Source organism: Zobellia sp. 1_MG-2023, from assembly GCF_030549125.1.
GTDB classification, from domain to species: Bacteria; Bacteroidota; Bacteroidia; order Flavobacteriales; family Flavobacteriaceae; genus Zobellia; species Zobellia russellii.
Window position 1 is genome coordinate 169,622 of record NZ_JAUOSY010000006.1, and the last position, 17,597, is coordinate 187,218.

14 protein-coding genes are annotated in these 17,597 nt (G+C 37.6%); 3 read left to right on the forward strand and 11 right to left on the reverse strand.

Features of this window, described 5'->3' with window-relative positions; translation table 11 throughout:
* Positions 1 to 142 precede the first annotated feature (142 nt).
* Both Q4597_RS14020 and Q4597_RS14025 read right to left on the reverse strand, forming a co-directional pair.
* Positions 143 to 1,072 carry a glyoxylate/hydroxypyruvate reductase A gene (locus Q4597_RS14020; protein WP_303406685.1) on the reverse strand — a complete coding sequence of 310 codons (930 nt, stop codon included), beginning with the start codon at positions 1,070 to 1,072 and terminating at the stop codon, positions 143 to 145.
* A 2-nt stretch (positions 1,073 to 1,074) separates the two neighbouring features.
* Positions 1,075 to 1,584 carry a DUF6155 family protein gene (locus tag Q4597_RS14025; protein WP_303406688.1) on the reverse strand — a complete coding sequence of 170 codons (510 nt, stop codon included), beginning with the start codon at positions 1,582 to 1,584 and terminating at the stop codon, positions 1,075 to 1,077.
* A 170-nt stretch (positions 1,585 to 1,754) separates the two neighbouring features.
* Between Q4597_RS14025 and Q4597_RS14030 the strand changes: the two genes are divergently transcribed.
* Positions 1,755 to 2,618, forward strand: coding sequence for an RNA polymerase sigma factor RpoD/SigA (locus Q4597_RS14030; RefSeq protein WP_194527398.1), 864 nt, complete (start codon positions 1,755 to 1,757; stop codon positions 2,616 to 2,618).
* Between the two features lie 827 nt (positions 2,619 to 3,445).
* Positions 3,446 to 4,738, forward strand: a complete 1,293-nt coding sequence (locus tag Q4597_RS14035; RefSeq protein ID WP_303406689.1) for an interleukin-like EMT inducer domain-containing protein — start codon at positions 3,446 to 3,448, stop codon at positions 4,736 to 4,738.
* A 13-nt stretch (positions 4,739 to 4,751) separates the two neighbouring features.
* On the opposite strand, the gene Q4597_RS14040 is transcribed toward Q4597_RS14035, so the two are convergent.
* From Q4597_RS14040 to Q4597_RS14065, 6 genes are read right to left on the reverse strand one after another with little or no spacing between them, the layout of a single operon-like run.
* Positions 4,752 to 6,071, reverse strand: a complete 1,320-nt coding sequence (locus Q4597_RS14040; protein WP_303406691.1) for a YaiO family outer membrane beta-barrel protein — start codon at positions 6,069 to 6,071, stop codon at positions 4,752 to 4,754.
* On the reverse strand, positions 6,068 to 8,455 hold the full coding sequence (locus tag Q4597_RS14045; protein ID WP_303406692.1) for an LTA synthase family protein: 2,388 nt from the start codon (positions 8,453 to 8,455) through the stop codon (positions 6,068 to 6,070). The genes Q4597_RS14040 and Q4597_RS14045 overlap by 4 nt, the downstream gene beginning before the upstream one ends.
* An 8-nt stretch (positions 8,456 to 8,463) precedes the next feature.
* Positions 8,464 to 9,894, reverse strand: a complete 1,431-nt coding sequence (locus tag Q4597_RS14050) for a glycosyltransferase (RefSeq protein WP_215440272.1) — start codon at positions 9,892 to 9,894, stop codon at positions 8,464 to 8,466.
* Positions 9,887 to 12,769, reverse strand: a complete 2,883-nt coding sequence (locus Q4597_RS14055) for a HEAT repeat domain-containing protein (protein WP_303406693.1) — start codon at positions 12,767 to 12,769, stop codon at positions 9,887 to 9,889. The genes Q4597_RS14050 and Q4597_RS14055 overlap by 8 nt, the downstream gene beginning before the upstream one ends.
* Before the next feature lies 1 nt (position 12,770).
* The gene (locus Q4597_RS14060; protein WP_215440268.1) at positions 12,771 to 13,142 is read right to left on the reverse strand and encodes a response regulator transcription factor; all 372 of its coding nucleotides are present in this window, start codon (positions 13,140 to 13,142) and stop codon (positions 12,771 to 12,773) included.
* Between the two features lie 10 nt (positions 13,143 to 13,152).
* Positions 13,153 to 13,887 (reverse strand): Hpt domain-containing protein, encoded by a 735-nt coding sequence (locus tag Q4597_RS14065; protein ID WP_303406696.1) that lies wholly within the window; start codon positions 13,885 to 13,887, stop codon positions 13,153 to 13,155.
* 197 nt (positions 13,888 to 14,084) lie between these two features.
* Between Q4597_RS14065 and Q4597_RS14070 the strand changes: the two genes are divergently transcribed.
* Positions 14,085 to 15,374, forward strand: coding sequence for a dipeptidase (locus Q4597_RS14070; protein WP_303406698.1), 1,290 nt, complete (start codon positions 14,085 to 14,087; stop codon positions 15,372 to 15,374).
* On the opposite strand, the gene Q4597_RS14075 is transcribed toward Q4597_RS14070, so the two are convergent.
* From Q4597_RS14075 to Q4597_RS14085, 3 genes are all read right to left on the reverse strand, one after another.
* Positions 15,371 to 15,769: an acyl-CoA thioesterase gene (locus Q4597_RS14075; protein WP_215440262.1), complete on the reverse strand. Its 399-nt coding sequence runs from the start codon at positions 15,767 to 15,769 to the stop codon at positions 15,371 to 15,373. The two genes, Q4597_RS14070 and Q4597_RS14075, sit on opposite strands and share 4 nt — an antisense overlap.
* Before the next feature lie 56 nt (positions 15,770 to 15,825).
* Positions 15,826 to 16,722 (reverse strand): DUF72 domain-containing protein, encoded by an 897-nt coding sequence (locus Q4597_RS14080; protein ID WP_303406700.1) that lies wholly within the window; start codon positions 16,720 to 16,722, stop codon positions 15,826 to 15,828.
* Positions 16,723 to 16,836: 114 nt separating this feature from the next.
* Positions 16,837 to 17,436, reverse strand: coding sequence for a hypothetical protein (locus tag Q4597_RS14085; RefSeq protein WP_303406703.1), 600 nt, complete (start codon positions 17,434 to 17,436; stop codon positions 16,837 to 16,839).
* Positions 17,437 to 17,597 lie beyond the last annotated feature (161 nt).

Sequence of the window (17,597 nt, forward strand, 5' to 3'; positions counted from 1 at the left end):
TCTCAATTTTACAAAATTAAAGGAAATTTGTACTTATCTGAAATTTATTCTGGTTAAATCGATAAAAAGAAAAAAGAAATGCCCTGCCTTTTCCTTAAAACAATAACGTTTTTGGGGGTTCGCATAGAAAATGGATAAAGCCTTAATAGCCTTTATCCATTACTACCTCATTCAGTAAAGGTTTGTTGTTCAACAACCTATTATGATTTTCTAAAATTTGAGGAACTACGGAATCCGTATCGGATACACTTGCGTAATGAGGTGTCATCTGAATCTTCTCATGATTCCAAAATGCATGTTCTTTTGGCAAAGGCTCTTGATGATAGACATCCAACCCTGCACCGGAAAGGTGACCGTTATTTAGCATTTCGAGCAAATCTTCATCCACTAAATGCCCTCCTCGAGCTACGTTTATTACAAAAGCTCCTTTAGGCAGTTGTTTGAAAAGCTCCTTATTCAAAATCCCAGTGGTAGCTTCCGTTAATGGCAAAAGACACACCAAAATCTGAGTAGTCTTAAGAAACTCACCCAAACCAGGTTCGCCAACAAAGCTGGTTACCCCCTGAATGTTTTTCTGTGAATTTGACCAGCCCTGAACCTTGAACCCATATTTAACCAAATCGCCCGCCAATTCCTTGCCAAGCGCACCTAATCCTAAAATACCTATTGTAAAATCTGAAATTCTATGATATTGCATAGGTTGCCAGATTCCCTTTAATTGATTAACCCTGTACCGATCCAAATTCTTCAGGTGACTTAAAATTACCGCTAGCACATGTTCACTCATGTCTTTGGCAAGCATATCATCAACTACACGGGTTATAGGTAGGTTTTTAGGAGCAGTATCATCCTCAAAAATAAAATCCACTCCTGCCCCACTAGAGGCAATCAATTTTAAATTAGGGTAAGGAGCCAATGCACCGTTGGGGTGCTTCCAAACCAAAGCCATGTCTATTTTTTCTTTAGAATGCTCTTCCAAATAGCTGTAGACCTCCAAATCTGGTTGCTGTGCTAAAAGTGCTTTTTTCCATAAATCAATTTTATCATCCTGTCTAATAATTACTATTGCCATACCTAATCTATAATATCTAATGCGCGGGAAAATCCCTCGTTAAATTGCCAATTCTGTTCTTGTGTAATCGTGTAAATTTTAACTATCCGCTCCTTATACTCGGACAATAACCCATTTATAGAAATAAACTGAACTGCTTCCGTAAACGAGTTCATCATACTCTTATAAAAGGCATCAGGTGTATTCCTATCTTTTTCAAATACCTGTGCAATCTCTAAATTATAGAGCATTACATCTGCTATGAGATGCGGGTCTACGCCTAATTTTATAAAGTGCTTTATGAATTTCTGTGCCACGGAGCGGCGTGCCCTAGGTCTTTTTCGTCTTACAGGAAAGTATTCGTTACTAATTTTGGTCTTAGCCTCCTGAACAAGCTTGTCCTCTTTAGGGTTAAAGATAAAATTGTAATACTCCTTTACTTGCGGAAACCGCTCATAGAGGTCTAGAAGTTGCTCTTCTATTGCATCTTTATCAATTTCGGAGAGGTATTTTTTCAGCTTTCGCTTGCTCATTTCTCTTTATTTGTGGTCAAAAATAACGGAACCCATAGAATCCGCCTAGATTCGTACTTGAAATCTTAAACTTCTCATAAATTTTGTATAAGAATACTGACATCTCTTTGGAAAATCGATAATAAAAATGTATACTGTACTCTTGTAGTAATCCTAAACATACTAGATATATGAGGCAACTAAAGATTATCAAGCAAGTTACGAATCGTGAATCAAAATCATTGGATAAGTACTTGCAAGATATCAGTAAAATTGATCTGATCAATGCGTCTGAGGAAGTAGAACTCGCACAAAGGATCCGAGCTGGGGACCAAGTAGCCCTAGAAAAATTAACTACAGCCAACTTACGCTTTGTGGTCTCCGTGGCCAAACAATATCAAAATCAGGGTTTAAAACTACCGGATTTAATTAACGAAGGTAACTTAGGGCTCGTAAAAGCTGCAAAACGTTTTGACGAGACTCGTGGTTTTAAATTTATATCCTATGCCGTATGGTGGATTCGCCAATCCATTCTTCAGGCACTAGCGGAACAATCTCGTGTTGTGCGTCTGCCCTTAAATAAAATTGGTTCTATAAATAAGATTAAAAAGACATTTTCTTATTTGGAGCAAGCTCATGAAAGACCACCTTCTGCGGAAGAAATTGCCAAGGAATTGGAGATGACCGTAAGCGAGGTGAAACAATCCATGAAAAACTCAGGAAGACACGTCTCTATGGATGCGCCTTTAAGAGAAGGGGAAGACTCCAATCTTTATGATGTACTTCGTAGTGGAGAATCTCCAAAGCCGGATAAAATTTTAATGCAGCAATCATTGAATACGGAAATTAACCGTGCATTGGAAACTTTATCTCCCAGAGAGGCAGATGTAGTTAAATTATATTACGGAATAGGTGACCAACAGTCTATGACCTTGGCCGAAATTGGACAAACTTTTGACCTTACACGGGAAAGGGTTCGTCAAATTCGTGAAAAAGCGATTAGAAAGCTACGTCATAATTCAAGAAGTAAATTACTGAAAACATATCTAGGATAGATAGAAAACAGTACCCTATAAAAAAGCCCTGACGATTGAACGTCAGGGCTTTTTTTGAACAACTAATATTCACTAAATAACTAAGAAAAATTTAACTTGTTAATTTCTTCACTGTTTAGAATTTCATTCAAATTTTCAATAAAATTCATGTAAGCTGCATTGTCCGGGTTTTGATTTGCCATAGTTGTAGGTATTAAAAGTTGATGGATTTGGGATCCTGATTACATATAATCTAATTCTACTAATTCGTTTAAACTTAAGATTTCGTTTAAGTCTTGAAGGAATGATAAGTACTCTTCTCCGTAGGTATCGTAAAGCATGATTTGTATAGGTTAAGTTACTATTTTGATTTGGTGTCTTAATTATTATGATGTAAACTTATTCATAAAGAGAGCCTCAAACAACAAATTGTGGTGTAACGAATGAAAAATGTTGTAAAACCTGTTAATCCTGTAAAATTGCTCATTTCTTGAACAAAACAGGTGTGTAATTCATCGTAAAAATATCTCATTTCATCCAATACTCTCTGTCTATCAATTATTTACACTTCATCAACCCTAATATTTATAGGGGTTTATAACGATTTTAACTACAACCCTACCATTTATACTACCCTGTGCCACTCGTTTTACCGAAGATTAGGTCGTGTATGTTTTAAAGCATCCTAATTCTATTAATAAACCGAGAAAAATCAATTTTAGCTTCCTACAATACTGTAGCAATAAGCACGGTTCGTAAAACGTTATATTTTATAGTGTTACTCTTTTACAATTTTGTGCCTCTAGAGTGACTTCTAAATTCTTGTTATCTCATATTCTTCATATATAATGAAAAAGAAAATAAAAATTATCGGTCTAGTTTCCCTGTGCGCTATTTTGTGTTTAGGATCTACTGAAATAGGTTTGGCAAAAACCACCCCTACCATCATAACTAAATCTAATAACGAAACGACCTTAAAGCTGAGCAGCCATAGTTTTAATGCCAAACAAAAAAGCAGCTTTACCATAGCGGGCCAAACAGAACATGTTGAACGTGGACTTACTGTGGTACACTTTAACTCTTCGGACACTTACGAATTCAAGACCTTTGACACATATTCTAGCCCTGAAGAAGTAACCAAATTGGTGGCCCTCTTAAAGAAAATGCAGGCCAACAAAACCACTTTTGCCATCCTAGCACATGATTCGGCGGTAAATGGCTCGCTTAAACCATCTGTAGAACTATCAGGAATGGGGTTTGAAAAACTAGCGACTTTAAAAGGTCGTCAAGCTTATGCTATGCATAACTTTAATGGCATAATAATGGAAGAGGTTAACGATAACTCTGCAACAATTTCAGAAAATATTCCAAAGCTTATTAAAGATAGTACCGTTTATTTCCCACGAATCACCTATGATTTTGAACCCAATAATAACCGATATATCGCCCATGCAGGTGGTGAAATAAACGGCATTAAATCTACCAACACCAAAAATGCCCTTGACGAGAATTACAAAAAGGGATTTAGGTTATTTGAGCTTGATATTATTGAAACTTCGGACGGAGAGTTGGTTGCAGCGCATGATTGGGCCATGTGGGCGCGTTTTACGGATTTTACAGGTGAATTGCCTCCATCCCATTCAGAATTCATGAAACATAAGATTTATGGGGATTATACTACTTTGGACCTTAAGGGAATAAACGCCTGGTTCAAGGCCCACCCCGATGCTACCTTGGTAACCGATAAAATTAACGACCCAATAGGATTTGCCAATAAATTTGTAGACAAAAAACGATTGCTCATGGAACTCTTTAGTCTTATGGCCATAGAAGAAGCATCTCAACATGGCATTTCCGCTATGATATCTCAAGAGCCCTTAATGAAAATAAAAGGAGATAAGCTTAGATGGTTAGCTATAAACAACGTAAAACATGTTGCACTCTCGCGTAGAATACTTTCTGCACAAAACAAATTAATGCTTCAACTGAGAGATAACGACATTAAGGTTTATGTGTACAATGTAAACTTTGACCCGGGCAAGGATGAAAAATACGTGCAAGAGAACGAAATAGGTCTTGTTTATGGCATGTACGCAGATAAGTGGGTGTTTGATACCCATACTCCCAAGGACAGCAAATAAAGAAAGTGTAAACTTAAAATTTTACCTCGTAGGTAATACCTGCGGAAACCCCATAAAAGAACTTGCCGGAAGCAAAGGCTAATTCCTGCCTTGAAGCACCAACATTGGCCCTATAAATATTTGGGCTGTTTTTACCTGTAAATTGATATTCCAAACTTAAACGTTGAGACTCTACATACAAAAGTGTTTCGGCTAAAAGCTCATCACCCGAAGTTAACTGTCTCAGCTCCGGAGAATACCCCATACCCACATTCAATCCCAAATAGTTTTCCGCATCCTTCAGATATTTTCTAACCAACAAGTTTCCTGAAAAACGCGTTAGATTATCCGGCATTGGTGTAATGTACGAACGTAATGAGAAATAATAATTACCACGATAATGCCCCAGCGAATTGGTGATTACGGATACATTGGTGTTGTCATAAGTAATATACCTGCCACCGGCAGAAAACTCAAATGCACCGGGGAGATTGGCATACAAGTCTCCTCCTAGTTTGTGTTTTGGATAAATTGAGGCATTGGAAAATCCGTAGTTCATATACGCATAGAAACGCTTTGAAAATTTGGGGTAAAAATCCAAATCATATTGAACACCATAAGTGCCTAAACGATTGCTGTAATTTATTTTTGGAATGATACTTCCTGCCAAGGTTTGCCTTTGGTATGAAATAGTGGAATAAAACATAGGATCATACCTTGTATCGTATATAGTTGCTGAATTTCTTACGGAAACCCTATTCTTCAACACTTCTTCTGCAACGGGCGTTTTAGCTGCTAACGTATCTACTACTTTAGGAGCTATGGTTTTCTTATCTTCCTTAGTGGATGCTATTCCTTTTTGAGGAGCAATGCCATCATCCTGATTGAACCATCCGGATTCAGGGTACTCTGTTAGGGTTAACCCTTCCTCGGCAATCATTCTTAACCTTTCAACCTCAGCATCGCTTTTAAGATAGACTAAAGCCTTATTTGCCAGGCCCATTGCCGTTGCGTTGTTTTTGGCATAAAGCTCGTTTTTAACGGCTGCTATCCATATGTTTCTATCTCCCTTATCCGAAGAAAGAATTATGTTAAACTCATCTCGTGCTTTATCATAATCGCCGTTCCAACTATATGTACTGGCCAATAACGACCTAGCCGAATTATCTTTATAGTCCGATTTTACCAATTTGGTCAGCATTATGTTGGCCGACCTATAATCCCCTTCATAAGCTAAGTTACGAGCGGTATCAAAACTTACATCACCTAAATTATTATAGTCCGTATCTTGTCCGGTAACCCAAAGGCCAATGAAAAGGCAGAACGCAAATAGGTATGTAGTTTTCGTACTCATTCTATTTCAAACGTATTTACGGCGGTCTCCGTATGGGGGTCTCTTATTTTTTCTAGGTACACAGTACTTCTATTCTTTTGCGCCTGTCTTTTAGCCCTTTCTATTTTGTTCTTAATTTCATGGGCGCTAGAACTATTTGCTTCTACCAATTCTACCAGTTCCAAACCTTCTTTTGAACGCTCTGACCAGAAATAGACATCAAATAAAGCTGAATAAGAATCAATATAATTGGGATTCATCTTAATACATGCTTTCAATATTTCAATGGATTTTTCATAATTGCCCATCCATACATTTACCCGTCCGGTTAAAACCTTAGTGTCAATATGGCTTGGCGCTTCGGAAAGTATGTAACGGCTTAGCAACAATGACTTTTCATATTCTCTTTCAAAAGCCAACTCTCTAGCAATCATATATACTTTGTCAAAATTCTGTCCGTTGTAAACACTATTTATCCATACAATTTCAGAGTCTGTGAACTTTTCCTTCTTAACCGAAAAAATGGCCAAACTATCCGGAATGATCTTATCGTTATTGGTCACGTAGGCGTTCATGGATTTAAAGGCCTTTAACTTGCTCTCTGTCTTTGAACCTCCAAAGGAAGAACCTAAATCCATATTTTCTTCCAAACTATAAATGGAACCATTTGAATATACTTTCTCAGCATCAACAAACTCTTTCAGTTCGTTTTTGTTACGCATAAGCGGAATGTTCTTTACGGAGCGAAATTCTTCACCCATATCTAAAGCGCTTCCCATCCAAGCCACTTTTTTAGGCATTTTTAGTTCATACTTTGCTTCAAGAAGGGATAACAAGGTTGGTGTGACATCAAAATGTGAATTAACGGCACTCATTTTTTTGGTCTTCTTCAAAAGCGGACTATACATAATCAATGGTACGTGAAAACGACTGAGGTTATTGCGCTGAGGTATTGGAATTAATCTGTGATCCCCTGTTATTATGAAAATGGTATTATCATAATTAGGTTGCTTTTGGTATTCCTGAAAAGCATACTTTAGGGCATCATCCGTATACAGTAGCGTTGCAAATACATTGTCATTCTTTTCTATAACATTCTCAACCCTGTTATCGTAGTCGCGCTGTGAGAGCAATTTGGCCACTTTATCTTCATAAAATTCCTGATTGGGCGGTATAAACGGTTCATGCGTACTAATAGTCATATAGACCTCCATACGTGGCTGCTCCGCATCTCGTGGCAAACTCATGCTCTTTTTGAAAAGCTCCTTATCCGGATAGCCCCAAGAAGCACCGGCAGCATCTTCTGCCTGCATCTTATACTTGTTTCCAAACCCGGATTTATCCAATACAAAGTCAAGGTTCTCACTAGATAAAAAACGATCTACATTATCAAAAGAACTATTTGTTCCTTGGTAGAATGAAGTATGATATCCATTATTTTTCAGAATACTGAACAATGTTAACTTGTTGGGATACTTCTCTAGTTCCATAAATCCGCTTTTACCAAAGGGTAAGGAGCCCAATAGTGACGGTAAAACCCCGAACGTACGGCCCGTATTGCTCAGACAATTTTCCCAGTACAGAGATTTGGTGGTAAGCGAATCCAAAAAAGGAGTAAAGCCGCCATACTCCGCCCCTGCTCCTACAAAATCCCTACCTAACCCTTCTACCATAATAAAAACGATATTGGGCTTTTGGTCTTTAAGCTCAAAATATTCACCTAGAACATTCTGTATGGGTTTTGATTTGATCAAAGGGTATTCTATATCCGAATTATAGGAGGTGTCCTCTGTAGACGTATCATAAAGATTAAGAGCTAGATACTGTGTTTTATTATGGTTGATCGGTTTACCTTCTATAAACATCGTAGCAATGAACATGCTAAACAAAATAATGGTAAACGGATACATGCGATTAATGTGATGATAGTGCTTGGAGGTTACTTTATAAAAGCCAAAAAACATGGCTATGATAATTACAAGCCCTAAAGGAAGTACCCAGGAAATACCCCCGGAATTGGCAATCGTCATTTTTATATCCTCAAAACTATATCCTAATAAATCCGAACCTAAGGGTACCAATGCCGTACAGAAATAGCTAATGAGCATAGCTTCTATGATCAATAGGATAAAAAGCAATACAAAGACTAAATTAAAACCATAGCGCGGACGAAGGTTTTCCCAAAAATTAAATGGAAACGCCAGAATGACCCCCACCAAAGAGGTATAACCAATTTGATGGACCACAGCTATAAGAAAACTCGTTCCGAATATGATATCTACAACCCCCTTGAAGTAGAGCGTTGTATATTGATAAATAGTAAGCACCAAAAGACTACCAAAGAAAGAAATCATCAATCTGGTGTAATGCTTTAGAGAATATCTATCTATCTTACTTGTATTCATTTCACTTTTTAAGTGGCCTTGGCAAAGCCTTTACGAACCTGGGATCCCCAGCCCGATTTTATTTTGAATAGTTTTTTATAATTCCCACGTACCGCAGACCACACCACTATGGGGTGAAAAAATAACGGCTCTATAATGGCGCACAGCATAAGTGTTAGGATATCCTTGGTTTTCTTATACTCATTATAGCTGTACACATCCCATAGAATGGCATAAAACGAGAACATTATAGAGAACAGGTAGACCATTGCCGTTATGGCGATAAAAAAGTCCCAATTTAAAATGCCCAGATATATAAAAAGGATAATGGTGAAGAAGCCAAAAAACTCCATGAGTGGAGCTAGCCACTCATAAAAAAACCAATACGGATAACTCAACAATCCTAAACGCCCATATTTGGAATTAAAGAACATGTCCTTATGTTTGAACAGGGTTTCCAGATTACCCCTGGCCCACCGATCTCTTTGGTTTACCAGTATTTTTAAATCCTCAGGCACTTCTGTCCAGCACAATGGGTCAGGAATATATTCTATGGTATAAGGTTCCTTTCTGTCGTGCATGTACCTTCTCATCTTAAAGACAATTTCCATGTCCTCACCTACGGTACCCGTATCATAACCTCCTACCGCAAGTGCTATTTCACGATCAAAAAAACCAAAGGCTCCCGAGATGATAAGAAGACTATCTATACTTCCCCAAGCCATCCTACCTAAAATAAAGGAACGGGTATATTCCAACAGTTGAAACCTCGCCAACCAATTTGTAGGTAAACGTATTTCCTCTAACTGCCCGCCTTCTATGACACAAGAATTGGCCACACGTATAACACCACCAACGGCAATTACCCGTTTTTCCGAACGCTGATAGAATGATTTTACCACATGCAACAATGCATCCGGGAGTAAAAGGCAATCTACATCTATACACCCAACGTAACGGTTGGTGGAAAGGGCCATACCCGTATTTAGAGCATCTGACTTGCCTCCGTTTTCTTTGTCTATTACCGTTAACTTGGAAAAAGCCCTGTGCGGCGATTTATAAATTCCCCTAATGGGTTTATTTTTCCAGTTGGGGTCTATTTTCTGATCTATTTTAACAAGGTCATAGGCATCTATCATTTTCTGGAGCGTATCATCCTTACTCCCATCGTTAACGACCATGACCTCATAGTTTACATAACGAAGCGACATTAACGAACGTATGTTCTCAACAATGGTAAGACCTTCATTATAAGCAGGGGCAATTATTGTGATACTTGGAGATAAAGGCGATGCCATAATTTTTGAAAGGCTGCCAAAACTGTTTTTCTTTCTGTAGTGAATAGAGTTCCTAGTAGATAATACCCCCATAATAGTAAACAGAGTGAATAGAATTACCGTAAACAACAGAAAAACGATGTTTATGTAATCTAAGAGGATATTAAAAAAGGTACTATCCATTTAATTTTCCAATAAATTTTCTTGGGAAATCTATGATGGAAGTAAAAAACGAACTCTCGTTAGGAGATACCTCAATAGCATCTACCTCAATGCTCAATGTTTTTTTATCGTACTTCTTATCAAGTACTCTCGTATCTTCCAGTTCAAAATCAAACTTGATAATTTCTTGGTTGTCTTGCGTATTTACGGCGCTTTTTATTGTTGTGTCCGTTTTGTTGGGTTTTGATTGCGTGAAGGGTTCCAAAATGGAAAGGTCAATAGGAAGTTCCTCAACAGGTTTGGGTAAAAGGTCTTTTTCAAAGTCGCTTTTTCTCGATACTTTTTCCACTAACAACTTAAGGGCACTTTGTGCCTTTTTCCGTATTCGTAAATCAGGATCCTCTAAAAGCCCATCTAAAAAATCGATTTCCTTTTCGTCTCCAACCGAAACAATTTCATCCAAAAGAATTAGTTTGGACTCCGTTCCTATATTTTTGAACAAGTCTGCAAACACACTAAATGCAGGCATATCCAATATAGGCTCCTCAGGCGCTCTATCTCCAATTTTATTTATCATGTTGCCAAAAGAGGAGAATTGCTCAATGAGACTATTAATACGGTCTTTTATAAAGCCTCTAGTCTCTTCTGCCAGAAGTTCTTTCAACAAAGGCACCTCACGATGATCTCCCATTTCCTCCAAATCATCTAGAAGGCCCATCATATAGGTTTCATGTTCATCATAGTAGACAGGCTCCGGAATCAAGTCTAGAAAAGGCTTGGTGGTTTCGTTTGAGTTTACAGTCTCATATTCCAATTCTATCTCTCTTAACTCATTCTCTGCCATTAACCAGGACAGTACATCTTCGTTTTCCAATTCCGCGGCTTTTGGCCCTTCCAAATCGGTTTGCAAAGTTTTATCTGGAGTTATATCACCTTCAGAGGTTGTTACTTCTTGGGCATTGGCAAAATCTACTTCAAAATCCGATAACGTGAATCCGTCCAGACTAGTCGTAATTGGGAAAACCAATTCTTCCGTAGTTTCGTCATGTACCTCCTCCTCAATTTCCACATCATTATCTAAAACGATTGGAAGAAAATCCAGCTCATTAACTTCATCTATTATATTGGACTCTAAATCCTCTAAATCTTTATCCTCCACTACAATTGGGAGAAAATCAATATTAGCAATATCAAAAAATGGCTTTCCGGTATTGGCCCTTTTTTGAAGTGTAGAACTTACTACCACATATTCAACTTCAATATTATTAATATCCGGGCTGTGGTTATCTGAATTGGCCATGGGTCTGTATTTTGTGGTGGGTTGGTTAGTTTGTATTGAATCGGCTATTACAATTGGTAAGAAATCAAATCGTAATGAAGGTTCTGAAAATATTTCGGCTTGTGGTTCTATGGTTTTTGATACAAAACCTGAGACGATAATTGGATCAATAACAAGTAGCTCTGTTATTTCAAGATGTTCTATAGGTTCTTTTACTTCTTCCTTAACTTCTTTTTCCTCTGGAGTCTCAGTAATTGAAATTGTACTATCGCTGTTAACAAACTCTTCTGTCTCTACGGATTTGGCATCTGTGAAGACCTGTAGTTCAGTATCAACGGTCTCCTCTACCGGACTGTTCTCAACAGTATTCTCTTCACTCTCTTGCGAAAATTGGTTGAAACTTGTATCCGGCAACTGCAAATCTTCAACTATGTAGTCTACTTCTTCTTCGCTCTGTACAGGAGTCACCGATGGTAATGCAGCCTCAATAGTAGTTTCATTTATCAATTCTACCTCGGCAAAATCTTCCTTGTATGGTTTTGGTTTTTCCAATCCCTCCGTAGGCATAACTGTTTCCGGAGCAATCATATTTATTGCTGCTAAGGCTTTACTGGACACGGAAAAGTTGCTTTCTTTTTTTGCTACTGATTTTAGGAAATCTATATCATTGGCGCTTCCTAACTCTGAAATAGCTCCCAACACTGCAATCTTACTATCCGTATTGCATTTTCTAAATATTGCTTTAAGAGCAGGTATAGACTCAACTACATAAAACTCTTTAATACAACCAATTGCCTCTTCCCTTATTTGATAATCTTTATGTTTGACCAACTCTATCAATGACGCATTGGCATCATTCTGGTTGTAATATTTAATAAGCCTCAGGGCAAACAACACTACATGCTTGTTTTTTGAAGTCAACCACGTACTAAACCTAGGTGGTTCGTAATTTTCCTGATTTCTTAATACATCCAACAACTTTAGCTGTTGCCATTCAGAAATTTTATATCGAGTAGTATCCAGGAAATAATTTATTCCTTCCGGTCTTAGGGTAACCGTAGCAATCTCGGCCTGCTTTCTTATAGTTCCCTTTTTATGATTGATAAACTTGGTGATAAAACTATATGCCGACTCAACTTGCATTTGAGTGAGTTCTAAAATGCCTTTAGAAATTACCTCCCATCGCCAGCTTTTTAACTTTTCAAAAGCATCTTTTTCAAGTCCTAAATCTTGGTAAAGGGCAAAAAGTCGTTCTTGCGTATCACCAGAAACATCTTTTCTAAGATCTAGCAATACTTCCACCAATACCTTTCTATTAAAATCGTCCTTAAGAAGTTCCCTGATTTCTATTTTTAAGGAGATATAGTTAGTTTTTTCTCCCTTGTCCGCATCTTCCTCATAAAACAAGAACTCACTGATCATTGGAGAAAGTTCTTTCTTTCGCTGCTTGGTACGTGAAGCCGTCGCTGATATTTTGTTTCTAAAAAAGAAAACACAGATAAAATATACCACAGCAAGAACAACGAACAAGATGGATAATCCCCAGAGAATGTTCGTGTCCACTTTAGGCGGCGTAATAAAAGCAGCCCCATGATATGTTTTATAGGTTTCTAACAAATTAAGTTTTTTTCAGCTCGCGGGCAACGCGTACCAGAAGTTCGGACGGACTTACCGGTTTGGATATAAAGTCGTTTGCTCCCAGTTCAAATGCATTAAGAACGTTTTCCTCATTGCCTGCAGATGATATGATAATAATAGGCACTTGGGATTTAAGTTCTTTACGCACATAAGCTATAAGTTCCATACCCGAGAAATAGGGCATCATAATATCGCTCACAATAATGTCCGGCATGTTTTGGGAAAGAAATTCCTTTACCTCTTTTCCATTGCTGCTATGATTTACTTCGTATCCTCCTTTCTTTAACCGAAAGTTGAGCAAAGAAGCAAGTAGCTCATCATCCTCTGCTAACAATAGTCTTTTTTTGTCCATTGTTAGGTGTTTAGTTATTGGTAAGCTCTACATATGCGCGGTCTAATGCCTTCTTAACTTTTGGGAATTCTTCACCAAAACACTTGCAAAGAAACTCTAAGTGTTTAGGATCTTGGTCTAGTTTACAGCCTTTTTGGATTTGGGTAACTATTTCATGCAAATCATCTGTACGCATCATAGCCAGACCAGCTTTTATTTTGTGTGCAGCTAAATCCAACTGATCAAAATCTTGGGTTTGAAGATGTATTTTGGCAGCTCCCATGAACTCTAGGGCATTTCCAATAAAAAGGGTTATTAACTCTCGTAAAAGGCTCATTTCACCCATACATTCGTCCAATACCACCTTTAAATTTATTTCAACATCGGTATTTTTCCCTTTGTTCGTCTTTCCTTTGAGAATTAAAATGTCTTTTTTATCCATAGCTGAATCAATTTGAAGTTCTTTTAAAACATTCCCGTAAGATTTATGATGCTCTATAATGGCTTCGTAGGTCTCAAGGTCCAATTCCGGATAGCCCTTTTCAAACTCATTAATTTTTGCGGAGGAGTTTTTATCTTTCTTGGCACCTTCCGTTTCTTTCATGTTCTCCCCGGTAAGGAAGACCATCTCCAAAAGATTCTTTTTAAAATGCTGAAAAGATATTTTTAAATGGAAAGCCTCATCGGTAGATAATTTCTCAGTAGAAAAATTATTAAGGTGCGACTCTAAATCCGATAATTGGAAAAGTAGGTTTTTCGTTTTCAATGTAGGTAGTTTTAGGTTAATAAGAGTGGGACTGATTTATGGTGTTTCGTTACATTTATCTAGTGTTTGTTTATTTGACATGTTTATTCGATTCTATGTAAAATTCCCTTTTTAGCACAGTGCACACAACTAAATGTTCCCTACAGGGCCTAAAGTGTTGTCAAAATGCATAAATTGTAGGTTTAACTCTTCCTATTATGAGGCATTTTATCTATTTATTGAGCATTTTATCTATAGTTTCCTGTTCCGAAAGCAAGAAAAAAACAGAGGAAACCCTGCAAGAGAAGGCCAAGCGTATACATGAAAAAATAATTACGATAGATACGCATAATGACATCAATATCAACAACTTCACAGACAGCGTAAACTATACCCAACGGCTAGAAACACAAATTAATTTGCCCAAAATGGATGAAGGGGGATTAGATGTTACCTGGCTTATAGTTTATACAGGACAAGATTCCCTAACAGAAAAAGGGTACGCCAAAGCCAAAAAAAATGCAATTTCAAAATTTGATGCCATACACCGTTTATGTGAAGACATTGCACCAAACGATATTGAACTTGCCCTTAACTCCAAAGATGTAAGACGTATTCATGCTTCGGGGAAAAAGGTAGCCATGATCGGTGTTGAAAATGCATATCCCATGGGTACGGATTTAGCGAATTTTAAAAAATACTATGACCTTGGCGCCCGTTATATCTCATTGTCCCACAACGGACATAGTCAGTTTAGCGATTCCAACACCGGAGAAAAAGATAATGTATGGCTACATAACGGTTTAAGTAAATTAGGCCAAGGAGCTGTAAAAGAGATGAATAGATTAGGGATTATGGTAGATGTCTCCCATCCGTCCAAAGAGGCTATGAAACAGATGATTACCCTTTCCAAAGCCCCTATAATTGCCTCTCACTCTTCTGCCAGAGCCTTATGCGACCATAGCAGAAACCTAGATGATGAACAGTTAAAACTCATGAAAGAAAATGGCGGCGTTGTACAGACGGTTGCTTTTAGTTCGTATTTGAATACCGAGAAAGACGAAGCTTACAACGCATATATTAAAACCATTTTGAAGAAAGTAGCAGACTCCATGGGACTTGAATGGTATTCAAGAGAACAATTTCCTTCTTTAACCGATGCACAGAAAGAAGCCTTTATAAAAAACTATCCTAAGGTTAAGAAAATAGGGATTTCCATTGCCGATAAATCTCCTGATGCGCCTCCTATGGTAGATGTATCAGATTTTGTTGATCATATAGATTACATGGTCGATTTAATAGGAATCGACCATGTAGGTATCAGTTCTGATTTTGATGGAGGTGGCGGTATTAAAGGATGGTCAGATGCCTCTGAAACCTTCAACGTAACCTTAGAACTCGTAAAACGTGGCTACACCGAAGAAGAAATTGCCAAACTCTGGGGCGAAAACCTATTACGCGTTCTAGATGAGGTTGAAGCTATTGCTAAAACCATGCAAACTTCCTAATCCTCTTCGGAAGCCAAACGGTCTACAACATATTCAATTTTTGTTTTTCCGTGTGGTTTTGGTTTACCCTCATCATCTAGGTTTACCATGATGATGTTATCTACCGTTACAATGGTCTCATGGGTCATCTTGTTCCTTACTTCACAATTTAAGGTTAACGAAGATTTTCCAAACTTTACTACTTCAATACCAATCTCTACTATGTCTCCCTTTACGGCAGAACTCATAAAGTTGATTTCCGACATGTATTTGGTAACTACCTTTTTGTTCTCTAACTGAATAATACTGTACAGTGCAGCCTCTTCATCTATCCACGCCAGTACGCGCCCACCGAACAAGGTCTCGTTAGCATTCAAATCTCCGGGTTTAACCCATTTTCTAGAATGAAATCTCATGATGTTTATAGTTTAAGTGTGTTGAATTTTTTATAAAATTAGGAAAGAAAGAAACCCTAAAATAGTTTACCTGTAGAATCTTGTAACGTTTTTGGAATTTGAAGATGAGTACTCCATTTTTTATTCAATTTGGCAATAAATTGTGCCGATAATAAAGGGGATTCCAATTCCATATTTTGATGCACAAAGAAATTAATGTTCTTAAGGCCTTGATTTTTCCAACTATCCAATCTTTCGATCCAATCGTCCAAACGGTCATAATCGGTAACGTGGTTTGCACCAACATAGCGTACAAAAGCCTCGTTATTCGTTAACCTCATATGCAGCATATCCCTTCTTCCTGCCGTATCTACCACAATGTTGGCAATGTTGTTTTCTTGCAAAAGGTGATACAACTCTTGACTTACTTTTTCATCATTAAACCAATCTGTATGCCTAAACTCCATAGCTAGGGGAAACTCTTTCGGCCAATATTCTACAAAACGTACCACCCTATCCCAATTCTTAGGCCCAAAATTATCGTGCATTTGTAAAAAGATGGTTCCTAACTTTTCTTTGAGGTTTGAAGTAACTTCTAAATATCTATCAACTATGGGAAGTGAAGCCTCGTTTAGGCGTCTTAAATGACTTATGTCCCTAGAAATTTTTGGATAAAATTTGAATCCTTCCGGAGTCTTGTCATACCACTTCTCATATTGTTCCGCCGGAAAGATGCGATAAAACGTAGCATTCAGCTCAATACTATTAAATTGGGAACTGTAATACACCAACTCATCTTTTGTTCCCCGTGGATAGAAGTTTTTTAAATCTTGACGGTTCCATTTGGCGCAACCCACAGAAATGCTGAGAGGTTGACTTTTATCCGTTCTGGCCAGTACACCGGCGGAATCTATATGGTCTGCCGGTAGTGTAAAATCAACATGTTCCGGGTGTTCTACTTTTCCGAATTTCATCTAATATTATTTTCATTTGTCACGCAATTATTCCTATAACGCGAATACCCTGCCTTTATTAAAACAAAAAAGCGGCTATTTTAATAGTCGCTTTTCACTCATTAAACTTAAAAATTACTTCAACGCCTTCTTTATAATAAAACCGGCCATGTTCTTAGCTAGTTTAGCGTAACATTCCGAAATACGGTACCCGCTGTTATAATCATTACCCATGGCTCCGTAACCTTGAACATCTGAGTATTTGCCTTCCAACAACACGTTACTAGGGTTTGCTGTTTCATACACTGTAATAATAGCATCAATTTCTGCATTTTTGCGAACTACGCCCACATTGTACCCTGCATAAATTTTGTTGGTATGAATCTTCATTGTGTAATCCGCGTCTTCCATAGAAACACTCACTTCTCCATCGTCAAAACGCTTATTGAAAGATTCAATGAATTTGGGCTCGTACCGATCTTGGCGGTCTGCAAACCACGATTTTTTAAACTCTTCGCCTTTACCTGCTTCCTTTTCTTCCCTTTTTGCCATTTTATCCTCAAGGAAATCATCTTCGGAATCATACTTAGGAATCTCAAGGTTACTGTAATCAAATTCTAAAGTATAGGCCGAGATATCTTTTAGGTTTTTAATGTCGCCTTTACTTACTTTCATTTTTTGGGCAAAAGAGTTGGCCGATACGACCAATAATGCCATTACTACGAACTTACGCATCTGAATATAGTTAATTGGTTAATATTCTTACAAGATACGAAGGTTTGAAAAATGTACAACATTATTCTTTTTTCCAACACTATTTTTAATACAAACTGGAGTTTTTAAAGTCAATACAGATGTTCGTGTACTGTATCAATTTTATGAAAAGTCATCCTTTT